Consider the following 18832-nt stretch of genomic DNA (forward strand, 5'->3'; position numbering starts at 1 on the left):
AAATCCTGTTCCAGTCCCAAAGGGAGAGATCATGACAGCCATTACCGACATCATCGCACGCGAAATTCTCGACAGCCGTGGCAACCCGACCGTTGAGGTCGATGTCTATCTCGAAGACGGTTCCTTTGGCCGTGCTGCGGTTCCATCGGGTGCGTCGACGGGTGCGCATGAAGCCGTCGAATTGCGCGACGGTGGCAAGCGTTATCTCGGTAAGGGTGTTGAAAAGGCAGTCGAAGCAGTCAACACGGAAATCTTCGATGCGTTGGGTGGTTTCGATGCTGAAAGCCAGATCCATGTCGACCAGACACTGATCGAGCTGGACGGCACGCCCAACAAGTCACGCCTGGGCGCTAACGCCATTCTCGGCGTTTCTCTGGCTGTAGCCAAGGCTGCGGCAGAAACCACCGGGCTGCCGCTTTATCGTTATGTTGGCGGCCCCAACGCGCATCTTTTGCCGGTTCCGATGATGAACATCATCAACGGTGGCGCGCATGCCGACAATCCGATCGATTTCCAGGAATTCATGATCATGCCGGTTGGTGCGGAAAATATCCGTGACGCCGTGCGCATCGGTGCGGAAATCTTCCATGTTCTGAAAAAAGAGCTGTCGGCACAGGGTTTCAACACCAATGTTGGCGATGAAGGCGGTTTCGCGCCGGGCCTGAAGAGCGCGCCTGAAGCACTCGACTTCATCATGAAGTCGGTCGAAAAGGCTGGCTACAAGCCGGGCGACGATGTCGCACTGGCTCTCGATTGCGCGTCCACCGAGTTCTTCAAGAACGGCAAATACGAGATGGAAGGCGAGGGCCGTACGCTCGAGCCGGAAGCAATGGCGGATTACCTTGCCGAACTCGCAGGCAAATATCCGATCATCTCCATCGAAGACGGCATGGCCGAAGACGACTGGGACGGCTGGAAATACCTGACCGACAAGATCGGCTCCAAGGTTCAGCTCGTCGGCGACGATCTTTTCGTCACGAACTCCGCGCGCCTGCGTGACGGTATCAAGATGGGCGTGGCCAACTCCATCCTCGTCAAGGTCAACCAGATCGGTTCTCTGACGGAAACGCTCGACGCTGTCGAGACGGCGCACAAGGCTGGATACACCGCCGTCATGTCTCACCGCTCCGGTGAGACGGAAGATTCAACGATTGCCGATCTCGCCGTTGCGACCAACTGCGGACAGATCAAGACCGGCTCGCTTTCGCGCTCCGACCGTCTGGCAAAGTACAATCAGTTGATCCGTATCGAAGAAATGCTCGGTCCGCAGGCAGCTTACGCAGGCCGCTCAATCCTGCGCGGCTAAGCCTCCCACCTAGAGCGTTTCCATTTAACAAGGAAACGCTCTAGGCTGTAGTGACAATTTAATCATTTGAGCCAGAGCATTATGCTTGCGATTTTGATGAAGCCCATGAAGTTTGCGGCGATTTTGTCATAGCGTGTTGCGATACGCCGCCACTGCTTGAGCTTTGCGAAGAAGCTTTCGATACCCCATCGGGCCTTGTATGCGATGCGGTCGTAGGCGTGCTGATACTTGCGATGGCGGCGCGGCGGGATGACCGGCTCGCCGCCCTGTTCGAGAATGATGTCATGCAGGCTATCGGCATCATAGGCGCGGTCTGCCAGCACCTGTTTGGCGGGTATACCCCGGACAAGATCGCAAGCTGGAGCCATGTCATTCTGCTGTCCCGGTCCAAGATGGAAGCGAACCGGTAGGCCCAACGCGTCAACTACCGCATGGATTTTACTGCCAAATCCACCGCGGGAGCGACCGAGAGCCTGGGCTTGCGAGCCCCCCTTTTTCGTCGGCCACCAGCAGCTTGGGCCTGCGCCCGAATCACGGTCGCATCGATCGAAAGCCACTCCGATCAGGATCGGCGGCTATCGCTTCGAAAATCTGATCGAATACACCTTGCTCGATCCACCGATAATACCGTCGCTTCACCGTCTGATAAGGCCCGAAACGATCTTCCGGCAGATCGCGCCAGCGTGCACCCGAGCGTGCCAGCCACAACACCGCATCGAAAAAAACGGCAACCGTCACTACGCGGGCCGCGCTTGCCTTGGCGACCACCGGGAACGAACGATTTCAGCCGATCCCACTGATCGTCGCGCAAAACCTTGCCATCCATCACCGACCTCCAAAAGTCAGTGTTGAATCTGATTCAACGACAAAACGGAATCCCATTCCCTTAAATTGTCACTACAGCCTAACGTATCAATCGAAAGGCCCGGATCGCTCCGGGCCTTTTTCATGCGCCGAATTTGGGCGCTCGGCTGGACCAGACGGGCTGACTGAGGCTTTGGAGCCCTTGGACCGGTTTGCCATCGATCCGGGCCAGCAAAGCCCTGGCCAGTTCCCGACCCGCCAGCTTGATATCCTCGTTGACCGTGTGGATTTCGGGACGAAGCCAGTTCAGAAAATCGGCAGATTGTTTGGACACGACGTCGATATCTCTTCCAACCTTTTTGCCCGCCTCTTCGACGCCAGCGATGAAGGCGATGGTGGACGTGCCGCTGATCGATACCAAACCGTCGGGACAATCCGGTGTGCTCATCAGCGCCTCGCTTAACGCTTTGACCTGATCGAGCGGCGTGTCGTTGCTGATGATGTCGTTCAGCGGAAATTCCAAGAGGCCGAAATCGTGCAGGCCCCGCTCAAAGCCACGCCGCGCGAAATCATAATAGGAAAACTGCTTTGGAGGCAGCAAAACGGCAATGTGCTTTCGTCCACATTGCGACAGCCGCTTCATTGCCTCGTAGACATAAGCCTCGTTATCGAAATCATGATAGGGATGATCGATCCCCATATTGGTGCGGCCATGGGCTGCGAAGGGCATGTTGCGTTCCGTCATGAAGCGGACGCGTGCATCGTCCGGCTGCATCTTCGAGATGATGACGCCATCGGCAGAGCCCGTGTCCAGAATATACTGGATTGGGACCATAGGGTCCTTCGCATGCGTATGCGGTGTGACCACCAAGTGATACTGCGTGTTTGCCAGCACCTCGGTGATGCCGAACACCAGTTGGGTGGTGAAGCCCATCAACTCTTCGTCCACACTCAGAACCAGTGCGATGACATTTGTCTTGCCTGTGCGCAAACGAACGCCTGCACGGTTCGGCTGGTAGCCGATCTGCCGCGCCACCTGACGAACACGCTCCTTGGTTTCCGCCCCGATATCAGGTGCATCTTTCAGCGCACGAGACACCGTCGTGATGCCGAGGCCGGTCATATAGGCTATGGTCTTGAGAGTGGGGCGCTCATAACCCGCCAGTGCCTGGACGTTCGTCTCGGGTTCTATGCTGTCATCCATGTGGCCACTCACTATCAGTTCTACGTGATATGGTAGAGCGCTTTTCGATTGTTGCAAAGCAGATAGCCGCATTGCAGAGGAAATGACGAAAACACGTCTGTAACGATACAGTCAGTTTGGCTGTTCGATGGCGAAATAAGCGTTCTGGAAATGGTGCAACTTTTCTAAAAAAGCAAACTGCGAGGGCTCGAATGAAGCGTATTTTTAACATTAAAAAAGTCACTTAAATATATGATTTAAGTATTTAAATTTTATATTAATATACATTTCTCTCTCCTGTCTGCGTAGTCGATGCATCTCCAGATTTAGAATTTGCAATCCCTCGTGACCGCCGGAAAATTTTCCGGTAACGTTGCCGGCGGAGAAAGAGGTTTCGTTTCGTTGAAATCTGGAGGTCGCCCAATCGTGCGCTGGAAAGCCGTCAGGGCCTTTGCAGCGTTTCCGCGATCCTCAATCAAGTCTTTCAAGACGGCATGACAATATGGCAGGGCAGGACATGACATCATCTTACGCAAACGACGTCTCGGTCGACCTTTCCGGGCAGTGGAAACTTTCATGTGCCGAGGGTGAGCATGATGCCCCCATCACAGTTCCCGGGGACGTGCACAGTGCCTTGCGTCAGGCAACGATAATTCCGGACCCATATTTCGGGCGTAACGAAATCGACGTGCAGTGGGTGGCTGATCTTGACTGGATGATCGAGCGCAGCTTTCATGTCGATGATCCGGAAGCAAACTGGTATCTGGACATCGACTATCTCGATACGGTCGCAGTGGTCTTCGTGAACGACGTTCCCGTGCTGTCAGCCGACAACTGCTTCCGCCGCTACCGGCCGGATGTGTCCAGCGCGCTGGTGCCGGGCGAAAACAGAATTCGCATCCATTTTCATTCCAGCATCAAGGCCGGTGCGGAGCGGCAGGAGGCGCAGCCATTCTACGTCCCGTATCACCCTGGCAACTCGCCGATCCCGAACGGCAACATGCTGAGAAAGCCGCAATGCCATTTTGGCTGGGATTGGAACATCGCGCTGGCGCCATTGGGCCTGTATGGTGACATTGCGTTGCGGCGGCTGGATGCGGCGCGGATCGAGAGCGTCCACACATCACAGCGCCATGTCGAGGATGGGGTGGAGCTTCATGTCGGAGTGATGCTTCATGCTGCGCAGGCGGTGAGCGTGCCGATCCACCTTTCGCTTGGCGAGGAGAGGCTGCGGTTGGACTGCGGCGTCAATGCAGGCGATACGGTGCTGAGGCATGTCTTCTTTGTCGAGACGCCGAAATTGTGGTGGCCGGCGGGCAGTGGCGAGCAGGCGCTCTACACGCTGACAGTGGAGCTTCCAGATGAATCCGTGACGCGGCAGATCGGTTTTCGAACCATCGAGCTTCTGACGGATAAGGACGAGGCGGGTAGCCGCTTTGCGTTTCGCGTCAACGGACGGGAGATTTTCTGCCGTGGTGCCAACTGGATCCCGGCTGATGCGCTTCATTCCTTGAGCAGCCGCGAAAAGACCGAAGACTTGCTGTTGTCGGCGGTTCAAGCGAACATGAATATGATCCGCGTCTGGGGCGGCGGCTTCTACGAGCAGGACTGGTTCTACGATCTTTGCGACAGGCTGGGTTTGATGGTGTGGCAGGACTTCATGTTTGCCTGCAACCTTTATCCCTGCACCGATGACTTCCTGGATAATGTCGAGCATGAAGTCAGCTACCAGGTAAAGCGACTGTCCTCGCATCCGTCCATCGCGCTGTGGTGCGGCGATAACGAACTGGTCGGCGCACTAACGTGGTTCGACGAATCGCGAGACAATCGCGACCGGTATCTGGTCGCCTATGACCGGCTGAACCGGACGATCGAGAAGGCGCTGAAAAAAGCCGCTCCATCTGCGCTGTGGTGGCCGTCCAGCCCGGCGTCCGGTTATCTTGATTATGGCGACGCATGGCACGCAGACGGCTCGGGCGATATGCACTACTGGTCCGTCTGGCACGAAAACAAATCCTTCGACAACTACCGTGCCGTCATGCCGCGCTTCTGCTCGGAGTTCGGTTTCCAGTCCTACACATCCATGCCGGTGATCAAGACCTATGCGGATGGGAAGGACATGAACATCTCTTCGCCAGTGATCGAGCTTCACCAGAAGAATGCGGGCGGCAACGAGCGGATTGCGGGGACCATGTTCCGCTATTTCCGCTTTCCCAAAGATTTCGAAAATTTCGTCTATATCAGTCAGGTGCAGCAGGCGCTCGCCATCAAGACGGCGGTGGACTATTGGCGCTCCCTGAAACCGCATTGCATGGGCACGCTGTACTGGCAGCTGAACGACACATGGCCGGTGGCCTCGTGGTCGAGCCTTGACTACGGCGGAAGCTGGAAAGCGCTGCACTATGCCGCCCGTCGCTTTTTCCAACCGGTCAGCGTGTCCGCCATTCCATCGGAAGATGGCAAGACAGTGCGTTTCTCGACGGTCAACGACACGGCGGAAGAGGTGGAGATCGACATGAATATCTTCGCGCTCTCAACCGATGGATCCCGCACGCCGTTGAAATCCGCGCGCGGTACCTGCGGGCCGGATGCTGCCGCGACCATGACGGAAATAGACATAGCGCAGCTTGCGGACGGTGCCTTGCTTTCTTGGAATTTCATCGCATCCAACGGGATGACCGGCGAGGGGCACCACGTTGCACAAACCTACAAGGCGCTGGAACTGCAACCTTCGGGTCTCAAACACCACGTCAAACCACTGGATGACGGGACGTTCGAAGTGGAAGTCTCGCCATCGGGGCTTGCTCTCTTCGTGATGATCGAAGCCGATATTGCCGGACGCTACTCCGACAATCTGTTCGATCTGGCTGCGGGCGAGACACGCCGTATCGTCTTTGCCCCCAAGAGCGGCGAACAGACACCGCACCCGTCTTTCAAGATTTTCGATCTGTATTCATCGCAATCACAAGGTTGAAACGACATCAGGAGTCTTTAACATCACCTACCCATCACGCCTGCCTATTCTTCAGCAGGCAATAGCATTTTCAAGGAGGAGCATCCATGGCCTGGCAACCGGCTGAAAACCGTTACGCGTCCATGAAATATAATCATTGCGGTACATCGGGGCTGAAGCTTCCGGCGATCTCGCTCGGTCTGTGGCACAATTTCGGTAACGATTTTTCGCACAAGACCAAGCAGGACATTTGCCGCAAGGCGTTCGATCTCGGTATCACCCACTTCGATCTCGCCAACAATTACGGTCCACCTCCCGGCAGTGCCGAAACGGCATTCGGTGAAATTCTGCGCAATGATTTCGCGGGGTATCGTGACGAGTTGGTGATCTCGTCCAAGGCGGGTTACAACATGTGGCCGGGCCCGTATGGAGAGTGGGGTAGCCGCAAATATCTCATCTCCTCCTGCGACCAGAGCCTGAAGCGCATGGGGCTGGACTATGTCGATATCTTCTATTCGCACCGCTTCGATCCGGATACGCCGTTGGAGGAAACCTGTGGCGCGCTGGACCACATCGTGCGGTCGGGCAGGGCGCTTTATGTCGGGATTTCCTCCTACAATTCACAACGCACCCGCGAAGCAGCAGCCATTCTGAAAGAGTTGGGAACGCCCTGCATCATCCACCAGCCCAGCTACTCGATGATCAATCGCTGGATCGAAGAGGATGGCCTCGTCGATACGCTTGAGGAACTCGGCATCGGATCGATCGTGTTCTCGCCACTGGCGCAAGGCATGTTGACCACCAAATATCTCGGTGGTGTGCCGGATGCCAGCCGTGCCAGCCAGGGCAAGTCTCTCAACCCGGCCTTCCTCAACGAGCGCAATATCGAAAACATTCGTGGGCTTAACGCGATTGCCGAACGTCGTGGCCAGACACTGGCGCAGATGGCCATCGCCTGGGTCCTGCGCGGCGGGCACATCACGACAGCACTGATCGGCGCCAGCCGCCCCGAGCAGGTCGAAGACTGCGTCAAAGCCCTCGACAAACCGGATTTCACCGCCGAAGAGCTTTCAGAAATCGATCGCTTTGCCAAAGATGCGGACATCAATCTTTGGGCAAAGTCCGCCGAGTTGAAGTCGTAAATGAAGGCCGTCCCGGATTTTTCGGGACGGCTTTTCTTCGTACACGGTTTGACTTAAACTTTAAGTGCTCATTCTAAGCCTCAAGAACCATTACGAAATTGTAATTATCGGTTCAGTTTCCGTTCATTGGTGTGACGATAGTGTCTGGTCATCACTTCTCGAAAGGAAATACCGATGAAAAAGTTTCTGTCTGTTCTTCTGGCGGCCACCGTTCTTGCCGCGCCCTTGGCGCAGGCTCAAAGCCGTCATGATGACCGCCCCGGCCACAGAATGGAGCGCTCGGTGACCACCAAGAAGGTGATCATCAAGAAGCACCGTTGGGATCGTGGCCAACGTCTATCTGCGTCGGAACGTCGCCACATGGTCGATCGCCGCGATTATCGCCGCTACAATCTGAGAGAGCCGCGTCGGGGTGAGCGCTGGGTGCGTGTCGACAACCAATACCTGCTGATCAACGCCGTGAATGGTCTTATCATCGGCCTCTCCAGCAGCCGTTAAGTCGGATGTCGATTTTTCCTGCGGCCATGGAGTGTCTCCATGGCCGCAGTCATTTTCATAGACAAGCGCGTCGGTGACGGCATCGCAACGAAAACTGGATTGTCGTTTCATGCCGCCTGCCTGCTCCAGTCCGGAAACGGGTCGGCCAGGTTCCGCCAGGCGGTGGGTGTAAACAGCTCGGCATCGATCAGGCAGGCATCCAGCTCCTCACGAAGCGCCGCCTCGCTCATCGGGTCTGCACCGATGAAAACGATTTCCTGCCGTCTGTCTCCCCAGACACCATCCATGTAGGGTGCGAGCATGCGCTGGAAGCCCGGTTCTTCTGGCCAGTGTGTTTTCGGAACCGATGACCACCAAAGGCCCATCTTTCCGGTTTTCACCATCGCGCCAGCCTGACTGATTTCTCCGACATGGTCAGGACGTGTGGCGAGCCAGAAAAAGCCCTTTGCACGAATGACGCCAGGCCAGTCCTTATTGATAAAAGCGTGGAAACGAGCGGGATCGAACGGACGTCTGGCGCGGTAGACGAATGAGCGGATGCCATATTCTTCTGTCTCTGGAATGTGCCCCTTGAAACCGTGCAACTCCTTGAACCAGAGTGGATGTGTCTCCGCCTCGGCAAGATTGAACAGGCCAGTTCCGAGAACATTTTTTAGCTCGACCTGTCCGAAGTCTGCCTCGATCAGTTTTGCATCGGGATTGAGGCCAACGATAATCTTGCGGGCAGCGTCTCTCTGAGCCTCTGTGGCAGACGAAACCTTGTTCAGAATAACCACATTGGCAAATTCGATCTGTTCGACCAGCAGATCCACCAGCGTTCGATCATCACCGTCGCCAGCCGTTTCACCGCGATCTGCCAGGAAATCCGACGAGCCATAATCCTTCAGCAGATTGGCGCAATCGACGACCGTCACCATCGTATCCAGTTGCGCGACATCGGCAAGGCTGTGACCGCGCTCATCGCGAAAATCGAATGTTGCTGCAACGGGCAGGGGCTCCGCGATCCCTGTGGATTCGATCAGCAGATAGTCGAAGCGATCCTGTTCAGCCAGTTGCCGAACCTCGTCCAGTAGGTCATCGCGCAACGTGCAACAGATGCAGCCATTGGTCATTTCCACCAACTGCTCCTGCGTCCGCGAGAGATTGGCCCCTCCATCCCTGATCAGGGAAGCATCGATATTCACCTCGCTCATGTCGTTGACGATCACGGCAACGCGGAGCCCCTCGCGATTGCCCAGGATGTGATTGAGGAGAGTGGTTTTTCCCGCACCGAGAAACCCGGAGAGAACGGTGACCGGCAGTTTCCGCATCATGGTGAAACTCCAATTGTTATAATATTACATTGAGGATTAAAATGAAAGGTGGCACGCGCCACCTTTCATCCTGCTATGAGTTTGATCAGGACAAGCAAGCTTTCAGCGATGTGGCGATGCCACGCATGAGCTTGAAGTAGAGATCAGGGCCAGCCTCCAGCGTTGCCGCTTCCGGATCAAGCGTACCCGACTTGGCATTGGTACCCTCGATGACGACATTCACCAATTTGGGTTCGAACTGGGGTTCGGCAAAGACGCAGGTCGCGTTCAACTCTTGCACCTTGGCGTGAATTTGCTTGATGCGGTCTGCGCCAGGAATGCTTTCAGGGCTGACGGTGATCGAGCCGACCGTTTTCACACCGTAACGGTGTTCAAAATACTGGTAGGCATCATGGAAGACAATAAAGGGCTTGTCTTTGATGGGAGCCACGGTTTCTGTGATCTCCTTGTCGAGAGCATCAAGATTGTCCACAAGCTTCTTCGCGTTGTCCTGATAAGCCTTGGCATTGGCAGGATCGGCGGTCATCAGTGTTTTTTCGATCTCGACGGCCATGGCCTTGGCATTGGCAGGGTCTAGCCACAGGTGCATGTCGTATTCACCCTCATCGTGATCATGTGCATGTTCGTGTTCGTGTTCGTGTTCGTGTTTGTGCTCGCCCTCGTGGCTATGATCGTCTCCCGCTTTTTCCGTGTGATCATGACCTTCATGTTCGTCGTGAGCATGTGCTTCGAATGGACCGCCCTCACGGAAAGACAGTTTTTCCATGCCTTTGGCGTCGTCGAGTTCGACGACTGTCGCCTTGCCCGCCAATGAATGGAGCGGCTTTTCCAGAAACTTTTCCAGCCCATCGCCGACCCAAAACACCACGTCAGCATTTTCGATGGCCCGCGCGTTCGAAGGCTTGAGGCTATAGGTATGCGGAGACGCACCGCCATCAACGATCAGTTCCGGTTCTGCCACGCCTTGCATGATGGCTGCGACCAGAGAATGGATAGGCTTGATCGACACCACGACATTGGGTGCTGCCATGGCATTGGTCGATGCGATCATGGCGGCAGAGGCGAGAAGAAGCGTGACGATTGTTTTCATGCAGTATGCTCCACTTGTATGGAATTGTTATGTTATTACATATGTTGCGTAACGCTATAACGTATGCGATAGCGGTAGGCAACACCGACAATCGGAAAAACACATGCTTCATTCTCCGGCAAAAAATGACGGAAAACTGGTCTCTCTTTCCAATGCTGGCATTCAACGCAGCGGCCGCTGGCTGGTGCGCGGCGTGGATTTTTCCGTTGGCCGTGGCGAGATCGTGACCCTCATCGGTCCGAATGGATCCGGAAAATCCACCAGCGCAAAAATGGCGACGGGCGTCCTGAAACCGGACGAGGGGAATGTCTCACGAACCGCCGGACTGCGCGTGGGCTACGTGCCGCAAAAACTCTCCGTAGACTGGACGATGCCACTGACGGTTCGCAGGTTGATGACACTGACGGGGCAGTTGCCCGCGCGGGAGATTGATGCAGCGCTAAACGCCACCGGTATCTCGCATCTTGCCAAGGCGGAGGTGCAACATCTGTCGGGCGGCGAGTTTCAGCGCGCTTTGCTGGCACGCGCCATCGCCCGTAAACCGGATCTGCTGGTTCTGGACGAGCCGGTGCAGGGCGTCGATTTTTCCGGCGAAATCGCCCTTTACGATCTCATCAAGAATATTCGCAACGCCACCGGCTGCGGCATTTTGCTGATCTCGCACGACCTCCACGTGGTGATGGCAGAAACTGATACGGTCATCTGCCTCAACGGCCATGTCTGCTGCCGTGGCACACCACAAATGGTCAGCCAGAGCCCTGAATATATGAGGCTGTTCGGGGGGGCAGCGGGCCGAGGGCTTGCCGTGTACACCCACGACCACGATCATACGCATCTGCCGGATGGCCGTGTGCGACATGCGGATGGTACGATAACTGACCATTGCCACCCTGATGATGGTCACCATCACGAGCATGATCACGCCCATGGAGCCAAGCATGTTTGACGATTTCTTCGTTCGGGCCATGGTTGCCGGTATCGGCGTTGCCTTGATGGCAGGGCCGTTGGGCTGTTTCGTCGTCTGGCGGCGCATGGCTTATTTCGGGGATACCATGGCGCATTCCGCTCTGTTGGGCGTGGCGCTGTCTTTGTTGTTTCAACTGAACCTGATCGTCAGCGTCTTCATCGTGGCTTCGCTTGTTTCGCTGTTGCTGCTGTTTCTGCAGCGCCGCCAGGCTTTGTCGTCGGACGCGCTGCTTGGCATTCTCTCGCATTCGGCTCTGGCCTTCGGCCTCGTTATCGTCGCCTTCATGACCTGGGTACGCATCGACCTCGTCGCCTTCCTGTTTGGCGACATTCTGGCCGTGACCGTGTCCGATATCTATCTCATCTGGGGTGGCGGCGTTGTGGTGCTCCTGGCGATTGCTTATCTCTGGAAACCGCTGCTCGCATCGACCGTCAATGCCGAGTTGGCGGAAGCCGAAGGCATGCGGCCTGAACGATCCAAGTTGCTGTTTATGCTGCTGATGGCGCTCGTCATCGCCATTGCCATGAAGATCGTTGGCATCATGCTGATTACCTCGCTGTTGATCATCCCGGCAGCAACCGCGCGCCGGTTTGCGTCGACGCCGGAAATCATGGCAGTTCTGGCGTCGCTCATCGGCGCCATTGCCGTTTTTGGCGGGTTGATGGGCTCGCTCCAGTACGACACGCCATCCGGCCCCTCGATCGTCGTTGCCGCCGTTATGCTTTTCATCTTGAGTCTTCTGCCGGCACCGGAACTGATGCGCAAGGCAGAGCAAGGAGACCGTTCATGACCACGCAAAATCTCACCCGCAACCAGAGCCTCGTTTACGATGCACTGACCCGCTCTCAAGCGCCCCTGAGCGCCTACGTCATTCTAGACAAGCTGCGGGACGCCGGTTTCCGCGCTCCCTTACAAGTCTATAGGGCGCTGGAAAAACTGATCGAGTTCGGTCTTGTGCATCGACTGGAGAGCCTGAATGCCTTCGTGGCGTGCTCCCATACCAAGTCGGATTGCTGCACCCATCACCACGGCACTGTGGCTTTTGCAATCTGCAACGCATGTGGACAAGTCACGGAATTCCACGATCACGACGTCGATCATCGCCTCGGCGACTGGGCAAAGAAACGTCAATTCAAGGCAGAAAAAACCACGATAGAAATTCGCGGCCTTTGTGAGGCCTGCGCCGCTTGACTGCCGGTCAGAGCGGCTGCAATTCCCTGGCGAAACGTTGCCAGTTTCTGACATAGTTTTCCGCCGATTTCGTGAGCGATGCGACTGCGGTGTCGTCCAATGTGCGGATGGCGCGGGCCGGGGAGCCGACGATGAGCGAATTGTCGGGAAACGCCTTTCCCTCCGTCACCAGCGCGTTGGCACCGATGAGACAGTTTTTGCCGATCTTTGCGCCATTCAGAACAGTCGCACCCATGCCGACCAGCGAGTTGTCGCCGATCGTGCAGCCATGGATGATGGCGTGGTGTCCGATCGTGCAATCTTCGCCAATCGTTGCGGGAAAGCCCGGATCGGCGTGAACCATGACGCCTTCTTGTATGTTGGTGCCGCGCCCGATCGTGATCGGTTCGTTATCGCCGCGCAATGTCGCACCGAACCAAATGCCGACATCGTCGCCTAGAAGCACTGACCCGATGACATTGGCGTCGGGCGCCACCCAGTAACGCTCCGGCGCAGGGGTTTGCGGGACGCGTTCTCCAAGACGGTAAAGAGGCATATACACTCCAAGTTTAGGTGATGTTGACGGAGAGGGTCGCGACACCATCCACACCGCAATCGATACGGTCACCCGATACGATCGGCCCGACACCTGCCGGTGTGCCGGTCATGATGACATCGCCTGCCGCCAGCGTGAACAGCCTGGAAAGCTCTGCGATGATTTCCGCCGTCTTCCAGATCATCTGATCGAGATCACCCGTCTGCTTGCGCTTACCATTGACGTCTAGCCAGATCGCACCGCTTGCCGGGTGGCCAATCCTGGCCGCGGGGACGAGCGGCGAGACAGGCGCGGAATATTCGAACGCCTTAGCGCTTTCCCAGGATCGACCCATTTTCTTCAAGGCATCCTGCATGTCACGGCGCGTCATATCGATACCGACGGCGTAACCCCAGACATGATCCAGCGCATCTTCGACAGAAATGTCGGAGCCGCCACTTTTCAGGACAACGACGCACTCGACCTCGTAGTGGACATTCGAAGAGAGCGAGGGAAAAGGAAAATCCCTGCCTGCGGGCAGCAGGTTGTCTGCATTTTTCTGAAAGAAGAACGGCGGCTCACGCGAGGGATCATGACCCATTTCGATGGCGTGGTCGGCGTAGTTGCGCCCGACGCAGTAGACCCTGCGAACCGGAAATGTTTCATCGGTGCCTTCAACCGGCAACAGAACGGTTGGGGGAACGGGAATAACGGTCGCGGACATGGATCTTGGCTCCTCATTTCAGGTCCTGTTTGTCCCGCGATTCTACCGGGATTTCCAGTTTAAAATCCGCCTTGGCAGAAAACTGGCTTTATGGAGCGCATTGCGGTAGAAGCCCCGCAGAACAAGGTTTGGTAACGTATGTATCAAAAAGCTCTCGCAACCGGCAGCAAGATTTTCGCCGTCGCCCCCATGATCGACTGGACGGACACGCGGTGTCGCTTTCTTCATCGGCAGCTGTCCAGCCATGCCTTGCTTTATACGGAGATGATCGTGGCCGATGCGATCATTCACGGGCAGCGTGAAAAGTTGTTGGGCTATCACCCGCAGGAACACCCCGTTGCCCTCCAGCTTGGTGGCTCCGATCCATCCAAGCTTTCGGAAGCGGTGAAGATTGCCAGCGATTATGGGTATGACGAGATCAACCTGAATGTCGGCTGCCCTTCCGACCGGGTTCAGTCCGGTACATTCGGTGCCTGCCTGATGCGTGAGCCGGAAACGGTTGCCCGTTGCGTGGCGGCGATGAAAGCTGTCGCCACCGTGCCTGTCACCGTCAAATGTCGCATAGGTGTGGATGACCAGGAGCCGGAAACGGTGTTGCCGGACTTCATTTCTCAGGTTGTCGCTGACGGTGCGGATGCTGTCTGGATTCATGCACGCAAGGCCTGGCTTCAGGGCCTGTCTCCGAAGGAAAACCGCGATGTTCCGCCGCTCGACTATGCGCTAGTCTATCGCATGAAAGAGGAAAATCCCGAGGTCTTTATCGGCATCAACGGTGGCATCACCGATCTCGACCAGGCCGAGGATCATCTCAAGCATATGGACGGCGTCATGTTAGGCCGCGCTGCCTATCACAACACCTCCATCCTGGGCGACGTCGATCACCGCATCTATGGGGAACCGGAAACCGCGCCAGATTGGATCAATCTGCGTGATACGATGATGGATTATGCCGCAGACTATATCGCCAAGGGCGGTCGACTGAACCACGTTACACGGCATATGGTCGGCCTGTTTCAGGGCCTGCCCGGTGCACGACGGTTCCGCCAGATATTGTCCAGCGATGCGACCAAACCAGGCGCTGGGCCTGACGTCATCTCTGCAGCATTTTCGGCGGTCAATTTCGACACGGGCTGCGAGACCATCGCGGTGTAAAGCACTTTGTGAATGGCTTTACAGCAGCGTCTGCAAGAGTTGTGCGCCGTTGGGCGCTTTGACTTTGCCACCCGTTATGAAAAAAGCGAAGACATCACGTGTCTTTTTATCCGTCTTGCGATCGGGAGCAATCAAGGGCAGATCGTCCGGGACGCCTCCCTGCGCATAGTCTTTAAGGCGATTGGCCCACGCCTTCACGTCCGTTTCAGGATAGCAGGTCTCGATATCGTCTTCGCCCTTCTGCAGGCGACAATACACAAAGTCCGCCGTCACATCCGGCAGCATCGGGTACTCGTGATGATCTGCGCAGACGACGGCAACCCCATGCTTTGCCAGCAGGTCAATGAACTCCCGCACCTGGAAACTCGGATTGCGGACCTCGACAACATGCTGAAGCGTGAGACCGTCCTGTTTTTCTGGCAGAAGTGCCAGAAAGGCAGCGAAATCATCTGGCTCGAACTTTTTTGTCGGAGCGAACTGCCAGAGGATGGGGCCAAGGTGGTCGCCAAGCTCTGTTAATCCCTGCGTGATAAACTTGGCGATGGATTCCCCGGCTTCGGCCAGCACCTTGCGATTGGTGACAAAGCGGCTCGCTTTGAGCGAAAAGATAAAGCCCTCGGGAACCTCGGATGCCCATTTGGCAAAGGTTTCCGGTTTCTGGCTGCCGTAATAGGTGCCGTTGACTTCAATCGCTCTCAACTGTCGGCTGGCATGCTCGAGCTGGCGTCTTTTGACAAGCTTGTCGGGATAAAAGGTGCCTTCCCATGGCTCGAAGGTCCAGCCGCCGATGCCTGTGCGGATCGTGCCTGTCTTGCTCATCGCCGTCTCCCCCGTGCCTCGGTTACTCTGCCGCTTGTATCTTCTTCTCGGGACGACGCTCCAGCAACTCCTTCAGGAAATGGCCGGTGTAGGAGCGCTTCTCCTTGACGATCTGCTCCGGTGTTCCGGTTGCGACGATCTCGCCACCACCCGTACCGCCTTCAGGGCCGATATCGATGACCCAATCCGCTGTCTTGATGACCTCAAGATTATGTTCGATGACGACGACGGAATTTCCCTGATCTACCAGCTCGTGCAGCATTTCCAAAAGCTTGTTGACGTCGTGGAAATGCAAGCCGGTTGTCGGCTCATCGAGAATGTAGAGGGTGCGTCCTGTCGAGCGTTTTGACAATTCCTTGGCCAGTTTCACGCGCTGCGCTTCACCACCTGAGAGCGTATTGGCCTGCTGGCCGACCTTGATGTAGCCAAGGCCGACATCGAACAGCGATTGCAACTTGTCGCGCACCGCCGGAACCGCGGAAAAGAACTCGACACCTTCTTCGACCGTCATATCGAGGACATCGGCGATCGACTTGCTCTTGAAGGTCACATCCAGCGTTTCGCGGTTGTAGCGCTTGCCGTGGCAGACATCGCACGTCACGTACACGTCGGGCAGGAAGTGCATCTCGATCTTGATGACGCCATCGCCCTGACAGGCTTCACAACGACCGCCCTTGACGTTGAACGAAAAGCGACCGGGTGCATAACCACGGGCCTTTGCTTCCGGTAAGCCTGAAAACCAATCACGGATGGGTGTGAACGCACCCGTATAGGTCGCAGGGTTGGAGCGAGGTGTACGCCCGATCGGCGACTGGTCGATGTCGATGACCTTATCGATGAACTCGAAGCCATCGATACGGTCGTGGTCAGCCGGAATTTCACGGGCACCCATGACGCGACGCGCCGCCGACTTGTACAATGTTTCGATCAGGAAGGTCGACTTGCCTCCGCCGGAGACGCCAGTGACGGCCGTGAAGACACCGAGCGGAACCGACGCGGTAACATTTTTGAGGTTGTTGCCGCGGGCGCCGACGACCTTGATCTCTTTTCCTTTTTTCGGCTTGCGCCTTTCTGCGGGAATAGCCACGCCAAGAGCACCGGACAGATATTTACCCGTGAGCGATTTCGGGTTGTCCATGACCTGCTGCGGTGTTCCCTCCGCAATCACCTCGCCACCGTGAATGCCGGCGGCGGGACCGATATCCACCACATAGTCGGCCGTCATGATGGCATCTTCGTCATGCTCGACAACGATCACGGTGTTGCCGATATCGCGCAAGTGCTTCAGCGTATCCAGGAGACGAGCGTTGTCACGCTGATGCAGGCCAATCGATGGCTCATCCAGAACATAGAGAACACCGGTCAGGCCCGAGCCGATCTGTGATGCCAGGCGGATGCGCTGGCTCTCGCCACCGGAAAGCGTCCCCGAGTTGCGCGACAGGCTAAGATAGTCCAATCCGACATCGTTGAGAAATCTGAGGCGCTCGCGGATCTCCTTGAGGATACGGACAGCAATTTCGTTCTGCTTTGCATTGAGCGATTCCGGCAGACCGTCGAACCAGTCGCGCGCGACCTTGATCGACATCTCTGTGACCTGGCCGATGTGTTTTTTGTTGATCTTCACCGCCAGCGCTTCGGGCTTCAGGCGATAACCTGCGCAGGCGGGGCAGGGCGCTGCAGACATGTAGCGCTCGATTTCCTCACGTGCCCAGGCGCTGTCTGTTTCCTTCCAGCGACGTTCCAGATTGGGAACGATGCCTTCGAAATTTTTCACCGTCTTGTAGGAGCGTGCACCGTCCTCGTACTGGAACTCGATCTTATCGTCGGTGCCCTGCAGAATCGCTTTCTTTGCAGCGTCGGAGAGTTCGTTCCAGCGGCTGGACAGCTTGAAGCCAAAGGCTTTGCCGAGCGCTTCCAGCGTCTGGTTATAGTATGGTGATGATGACTTGGCCCACGGCGCCACAGCGCCATCCTTCAACGTGCGAGCAGGTTCCGGCACGATCAGCGCCGTGTCCACCTTTTGCTGGGAGCCCAGGCCATCGCAAGTCGGGCAGGCACCGAAGGGGTTGTTGAAGGAGAACAGGCGTGGCTCGATCTCGGAGATTGTGAAACCCGACACGGGGCAGGCGAATTTTTCCGAAAACAGAACCCGCTCGTGTGTTTCATTGAGCGACTTGTTCGCTGAACCACCGGCGGATGTTTCTTCCGGCGGCAGGGGTTTGTCGGCAAATTCGGCGACTGCCAAGCCGTCCGCAAGCTTCAAACACGTCTCAAGACTATCCGCCAGGCGCGCGGCCATGTCCGGACGCACCACGGCACGATCCACGACCACGTCGATGTCGTGTTTGTATTTTTTGTCCAATGCGGGAACATCGGCAATTTCATAGAACTGACCGTCGACCTTGACGCGCTGGAAGCCTTTTTTCATAAGCTCGGCGAGCTCTTTCTTATATTCGCCCTTTCGTCCTCGGATCATCGGCGCGAGAATGTAAAGCCGTGTTCCTTCTTCAAACGCGAGGATGCGGTCCACCATCTGGCTGATCGTCTGGCTTTCAATCGGCAAGCCGGTCGCTGGCGAGTAGGGGACGCCCACCCGCGCAAACAGCAGACGCATGTAGTCGTAGATTTCCGTCACGGTCCCAACCGTCGAGCGCGGGTTGCGCGAGGTCGTCTTCTGTTCGATGGAGATGGCGGGAGACAAACCCTCGATCTGGTCCACATCCGGCTTTTGCATCATTTCCAGAAACTGGCGAGCATAGGCCGACAGGCTCTCGACGTAGCGCCGCTGCCCTTCCGCATAAATCGTATCGAAGGCGAGCGAAGATTTGCCAGAGCCCGACAGGCCGGTCATCACGATCAGCTTGTTGCGCGGCAGGTCCAGGTCGATGCCCTTGAGGTTATGCTCGCGGGCGCCACGGATCGAAATCGTCTTTAATTCACTCATGAGAAGGCTCGGGGTACTCGTTGGGAGGCGTCAGTTCTTATGTAATGACGGTGAACGGCATGTCGAGATATATTAAACTTTTCGTATAGGCTTTTCAGTCCACTTGACTCAGTTGTTCAGTCTTAATAGAACAAAATAAGAACGATTGGCAAGCGTGCGCAGTTGACATAACATTCCTTGTGGATTGTCGTTCCATCCGGTGCCCATGGTGCTGAACGATGGTCTATGGTGA

Annotated in this window: 15 protein-coding genes and 1 pseudogene; 8 read left to right on the forward strand and 8 right to left on the reverse strand. The window is 56.4% G+C overall.

From position 1 onward, the window contains the following. The first annotated feature begins 31 nt into the window (after window positions 1–31). Window positions 32–1306, forward strand: a complete 1275-nt coding sequence (eno, locus tag GGQ73_RS18245; RefSeq protein WP_077100957.1) for a phosphopyruvate hydratase — start codon at window positions 32–34, stop codon at window positions 1304–1306. A 62-nt stretch (window positions 1307–1368) separates the two neighbouring features. Here eno and GGQ73_RS18250 read toward each other — a convergent pair. Together GGQ73_RS18250 and GGQ73_RS18255 are read right to left on the reverse strand one after the other, a co-directional pair. Next, window positions 1369–2132: pseudogene (locus tag GGQ73_RS18250) on the reverse strand (IS5 family transposase). A gap of 120 nt (window positions 2133–2252) precedes the next feature. Further along, the gene (locus GGQ73_RS18255) at window positions 2253–3314 is read right to left on the reverse strand and encodes a LacI family transcriptional regulator (protein ID WP_183897340.1); all 1062 of its coding nucleotides are present in this window, start codon (window positions 3312–3314) and stop codon (window positions 2253–2255) included. Window positions 3315–3795: 481 nt separating this feature from the next. Here GGQ73_RS18255 and GGQ73_RS18260 point away from each other — a divergent pair, with 481 nt between their 5' ends. From GGQ73_RS18260 to GGQ73_RS18270, 3 genes are all read left to right on the forward strand, one after another. Next, a complete protein-coding gene (locus tag GGQ73_RS18260) occupies window positions 3796–6267 on the forward strand; it encodes a beta-mannosidase (RefSeq protein ID WP_183897341.1) in 2472 nt (823 codons plus the stop codon). 86 nt (window positions 6268–6353) lie between these two features. Beyond that, window positions 6354–7388: an L-glyceraldehyde 3-phosphate reductase gene (gene mgrA, locus GGQ73_RS18265; protein ID WP_174152897.1), complete on the forward strand. Its 1035-nt coding sequence runs from the start codon at window positions 6354–6356 to the stop codon at window positions 7386–7388. A 174-nt stretch (window positions 7389–7562) separates the two neighbouring features. Next, window positions 7563–7886, forward strand: coding sequence for an RcnB family protein (locus GGQ73_RS18270; RefSeq protein ID WP_174152898.1), 324 nt, complete (start codon window positions 7563–7565; stop codon window positions 7884–7886). A gap of 107 nt (window positions 7887–7993) precedes the next feature. Here GGQ73_RS18270 and GGQ73_RS18275 read toward each other — a convergent pair whose 3' ends face one another. Next, window positions 7994–9199, reverse strand: a complete 1206-nt coding sequence (locus GGQ73_RS18275) for a GTP-binding protein (RefSeq protein ID WP_183897342.1) — start codon at window positions 9197–9199, stop codon at window positions 7994–7996. A gap of 85 nt (window positions 9200–9284) precedes the next feature. Beyond that, entirely contained in the window at window positions 9285–10289 is a 1005-nt protein-coding gene (gene znuA, locus GGQ73_RS18280; RefSeq protein ID WP_183897343.1) for a zinc ABC transporter substrate-binding protein ZnuA, read from the reverse strand. 103 nt (window positions 10290–10392) lie between these two features. Here znuA and znuC point away from each other — a divergent pair, with 103 nt between their 5' ends. Genes znuC through GGQ73_RS18295 form a run of 3 tightly spaced genes read left to right on the forward strand, consistent with a single transcriptional unit; the run spans window position 10393 to window position 12447 of the window. Further along, window positions 10393–11235 (forward strand): zinc ABC transporter ATP-binding protein ZnuC, encoded by an 843-nt coding sequence (gene znuC, locus GGQ73_RS18285; RefSeq protein ID WP_183897344.1) that lies wholly within the window; start codon window positions 10393–10395, stop codon window positions 11233–11235. Next, window positions 11228–12046: a zinc ABC transporter permease subunit ZnuB gene (gene znuB, locus GGQ73_RS18290; protein WP_174152902.1), complete on the forward strand. Its 819-nt coding sequence runs from the start codon at window positions 11228–11230 to the stop codon at window positions 12044–12046. Before znuC ends, znuB begins: the two co-directional genes overlap by 8 nt. Beyond that, window positions 12043–12447, forward strand: a complete 405-nt coding sequence (locus tag GGQ73_RS18295) for a Fur family transcriptional regulator (protein WP_174152903.1) — start codon at window positions 12043–12045, stop codon at window positions 12445–12447. The genes znuB and GGQ73_RS18295 overlap by 4 nt, the downstream gene beginning before the upstream one ends. Window positions 12448–12454: 7 nt before the next feature. On the opposite strand, the gene GGQ73_RS18300 is transcribed toward GGQ73_RS18295, so the two are convergent. Both GGQ73_RS18300 and GGQ73_RS18305 read right to left on the reverse strand, forming a co-directional pair. Further along, window positions 12455–12982 carry a gamma carbonic anhydrase family protein gene (locus GGQ73_RS18300; RefSeq protein WP_174152904.1) on the reverse strand — a complete coding sequence of 176 codons (528 nt, stop codon included), beginning with the start codon at window positions 12980–12982 and terminating at the stop codon, window positions 12455–12457. Between the two features lie 13 nt (window positions 12983–12995). After that, window positions 12996–13685: a fumarylacetoacetate hydrolase family protein gene (locus GGQ73_RS18305; RefSeq protein ID WP_183897345.1), complete on the reverse strand. Its 690-nt coding sequence runs from the start codon at window positions 13683–13685 to the stop codon at window positions 12996–12998. Window positions 13686–13823: 138 nt separating this feature from the next. Between GGQ73_RS18305 and dusA the strand changes: the two genes are divergently transcribed. Continuing rightward, complete coding sequence (gene dusA, locus GGQ73_RS18310; RefSeq protein ID WP_183897346.1) at window positions 13824–14837, forward strand: tRNA dihydrouridine(20/20a) synthase DusA; 1014 nt, start codon at window positions 13824–13826, stop codon at window positions 14835–14837. 18 nt (window positions 14838–14855) lie between these two features. On the opposite strand, the gene GGQ73_RS18315 is transcribed toward dusA, so the two are convergent. Together GGQ73_RS18315 and uvrA are read right to left on the reverse strand one after the other, a co-directional pair. After that, window positions 14856–15656, reverse strand: a complete 801-nt coding sequence (locus tag GGQ73_RS18315) for a DUF72 domain-containing protein (RefSeq protein WP_183897347.1) — start codon at window positions 15654–15656, stop codon at window positions 14856–14858. Between the two features lie 22 nt (window positions 15657–15678). After that, window positions 15679–18600: an excinuclease ABC subunit UvrA gene (gene uvrA / locus GGQ73_RS18320; protein WP_174152908.1), complete on the reverse strand. Its 2922-nt coding sequence runs from the start codon at window positions 18598–18600 to the stop codon at window positions 15679–15681. Window positions 18601–18832: the final 232 nt, after the last annotated feature.

Origin of the sequence: Rhizobium skierniewicense (assembly GCF_014196515.1) — a bacterium.
GTDB classification, from domain to species: domain Bacteria; phylum Pseudomonadota; class Alphaproteobacteria; order Rhizobiales; family Rhizobiaceae; genus Agrobacterium; species Agrobacterium skierniewicense.

Excerpts from the sequence above, each read along its gene's own strand:
- eno (WP_077100957.1), top strand. The coding sequence starts at position 32 with ATGACAGCCATTACCGACATCATCGCACGCGAAATTCTCGACAGCCGT.
- GGQ73_RS18255 (WP_183897340.1), bottom strand. The coding sequence starts at position 3,314 with ATGGATGACAGCATAGAACCCGAGACGAACGTCCAGGCACTGGCGGGT.
- GGQ73_RS18260 (WP_183897341.1), top strand. The coding sequence starts at position 3,796 with ATGGCAGGGCAGGACATGACATCATCTTACGCAAACGACGTCTCGGTC.
- mgrA (WP_174152897.1), top strand. The coding sequence starts at position 6,354 with ATGGCCTGGCAACCGGCTGAAAACCGTTACGCGTCCATGAAATATAAT.
- GGQ73_RS18270 (WP_174152898.1), top strand. The coding sequence starts at position 7,563 with ATGAAAAAGTTTCTGTCTGTTCTTCTGGCGGCCACCGTTCTTGCCGCG.
- GGQ73_RS18275 (WP_183897342.1), bottom strand. The coding sequence starts at position 9,199 with ATGATGCGGAAACTGCCGGTCACCGTTCTCTCCGGGTTTCTCGGTGCG.
- znuA (WP_183897343.1), bottom strand. The coding sequence starts at position 10,289 with ATGAAAACAATCGTCACGCTTCTTCTCGCCTCTGCCGCCATGATCGCA.
- znuC (WP_183897344.1), top strand. The coding sequence starts at position 10,393 with ATGCTTCATTCTCCGGCAAAAAATGACGGAAAACTGGTCTCTCTTTCC.
- znuB (WP_174152902.1), top strand. The coding sequence starts at position 11,228 with ATGTTTGACGATTTCTTCGTTCGGGCCATGGTTGCCGGTATCGGCGTT.
- GGQ73_RS18295 (WP_174152903.1), top strand. The coding sequence starts at position 12,043 with ATGACCACGCAAAATCTCACCCGCAACCAGAGCCTCGTTTACGATGCA.
- GGQ73_RS18300 (WP_174152904.1), bottom strand. The coding sequence starts at position 12,982 with ATGCCTCTTTACCGTCTTGGAGAACGCGTCCCGCAAACCCCTGCGCCG.
- GGQ73_RS18305 (WP_183897345.1), bottom strand. The coding sequence starts at position 13,685 with ATGTCCGCGACCGTTATTCCCGTTCCCCCAACCGTTCTGTTGCCGGTT.
- dusA (WP_183897346.1), top strand. The coding sequence starts at position 13,824 with ATGTATCAAAAAGCTCTCGCAACCGGCAGCAAGATTTTCGCCGTCGCC.
- GGQ73_RS18315 (WP_183897347.1), bottom strand. The coding sequence starts at position 15,656 with ATGAGCAAGACAGGCACGATCCGCACAGGCATCGGCGGCTGGACCTTC.
- uvrA (WP_174152908.1), bottom strand. The coding sequence starts at position 18,600 with ATGAGTGAATTAAAGACGATTTCGATCCGTGGCGCCCGCGAGCATAAC.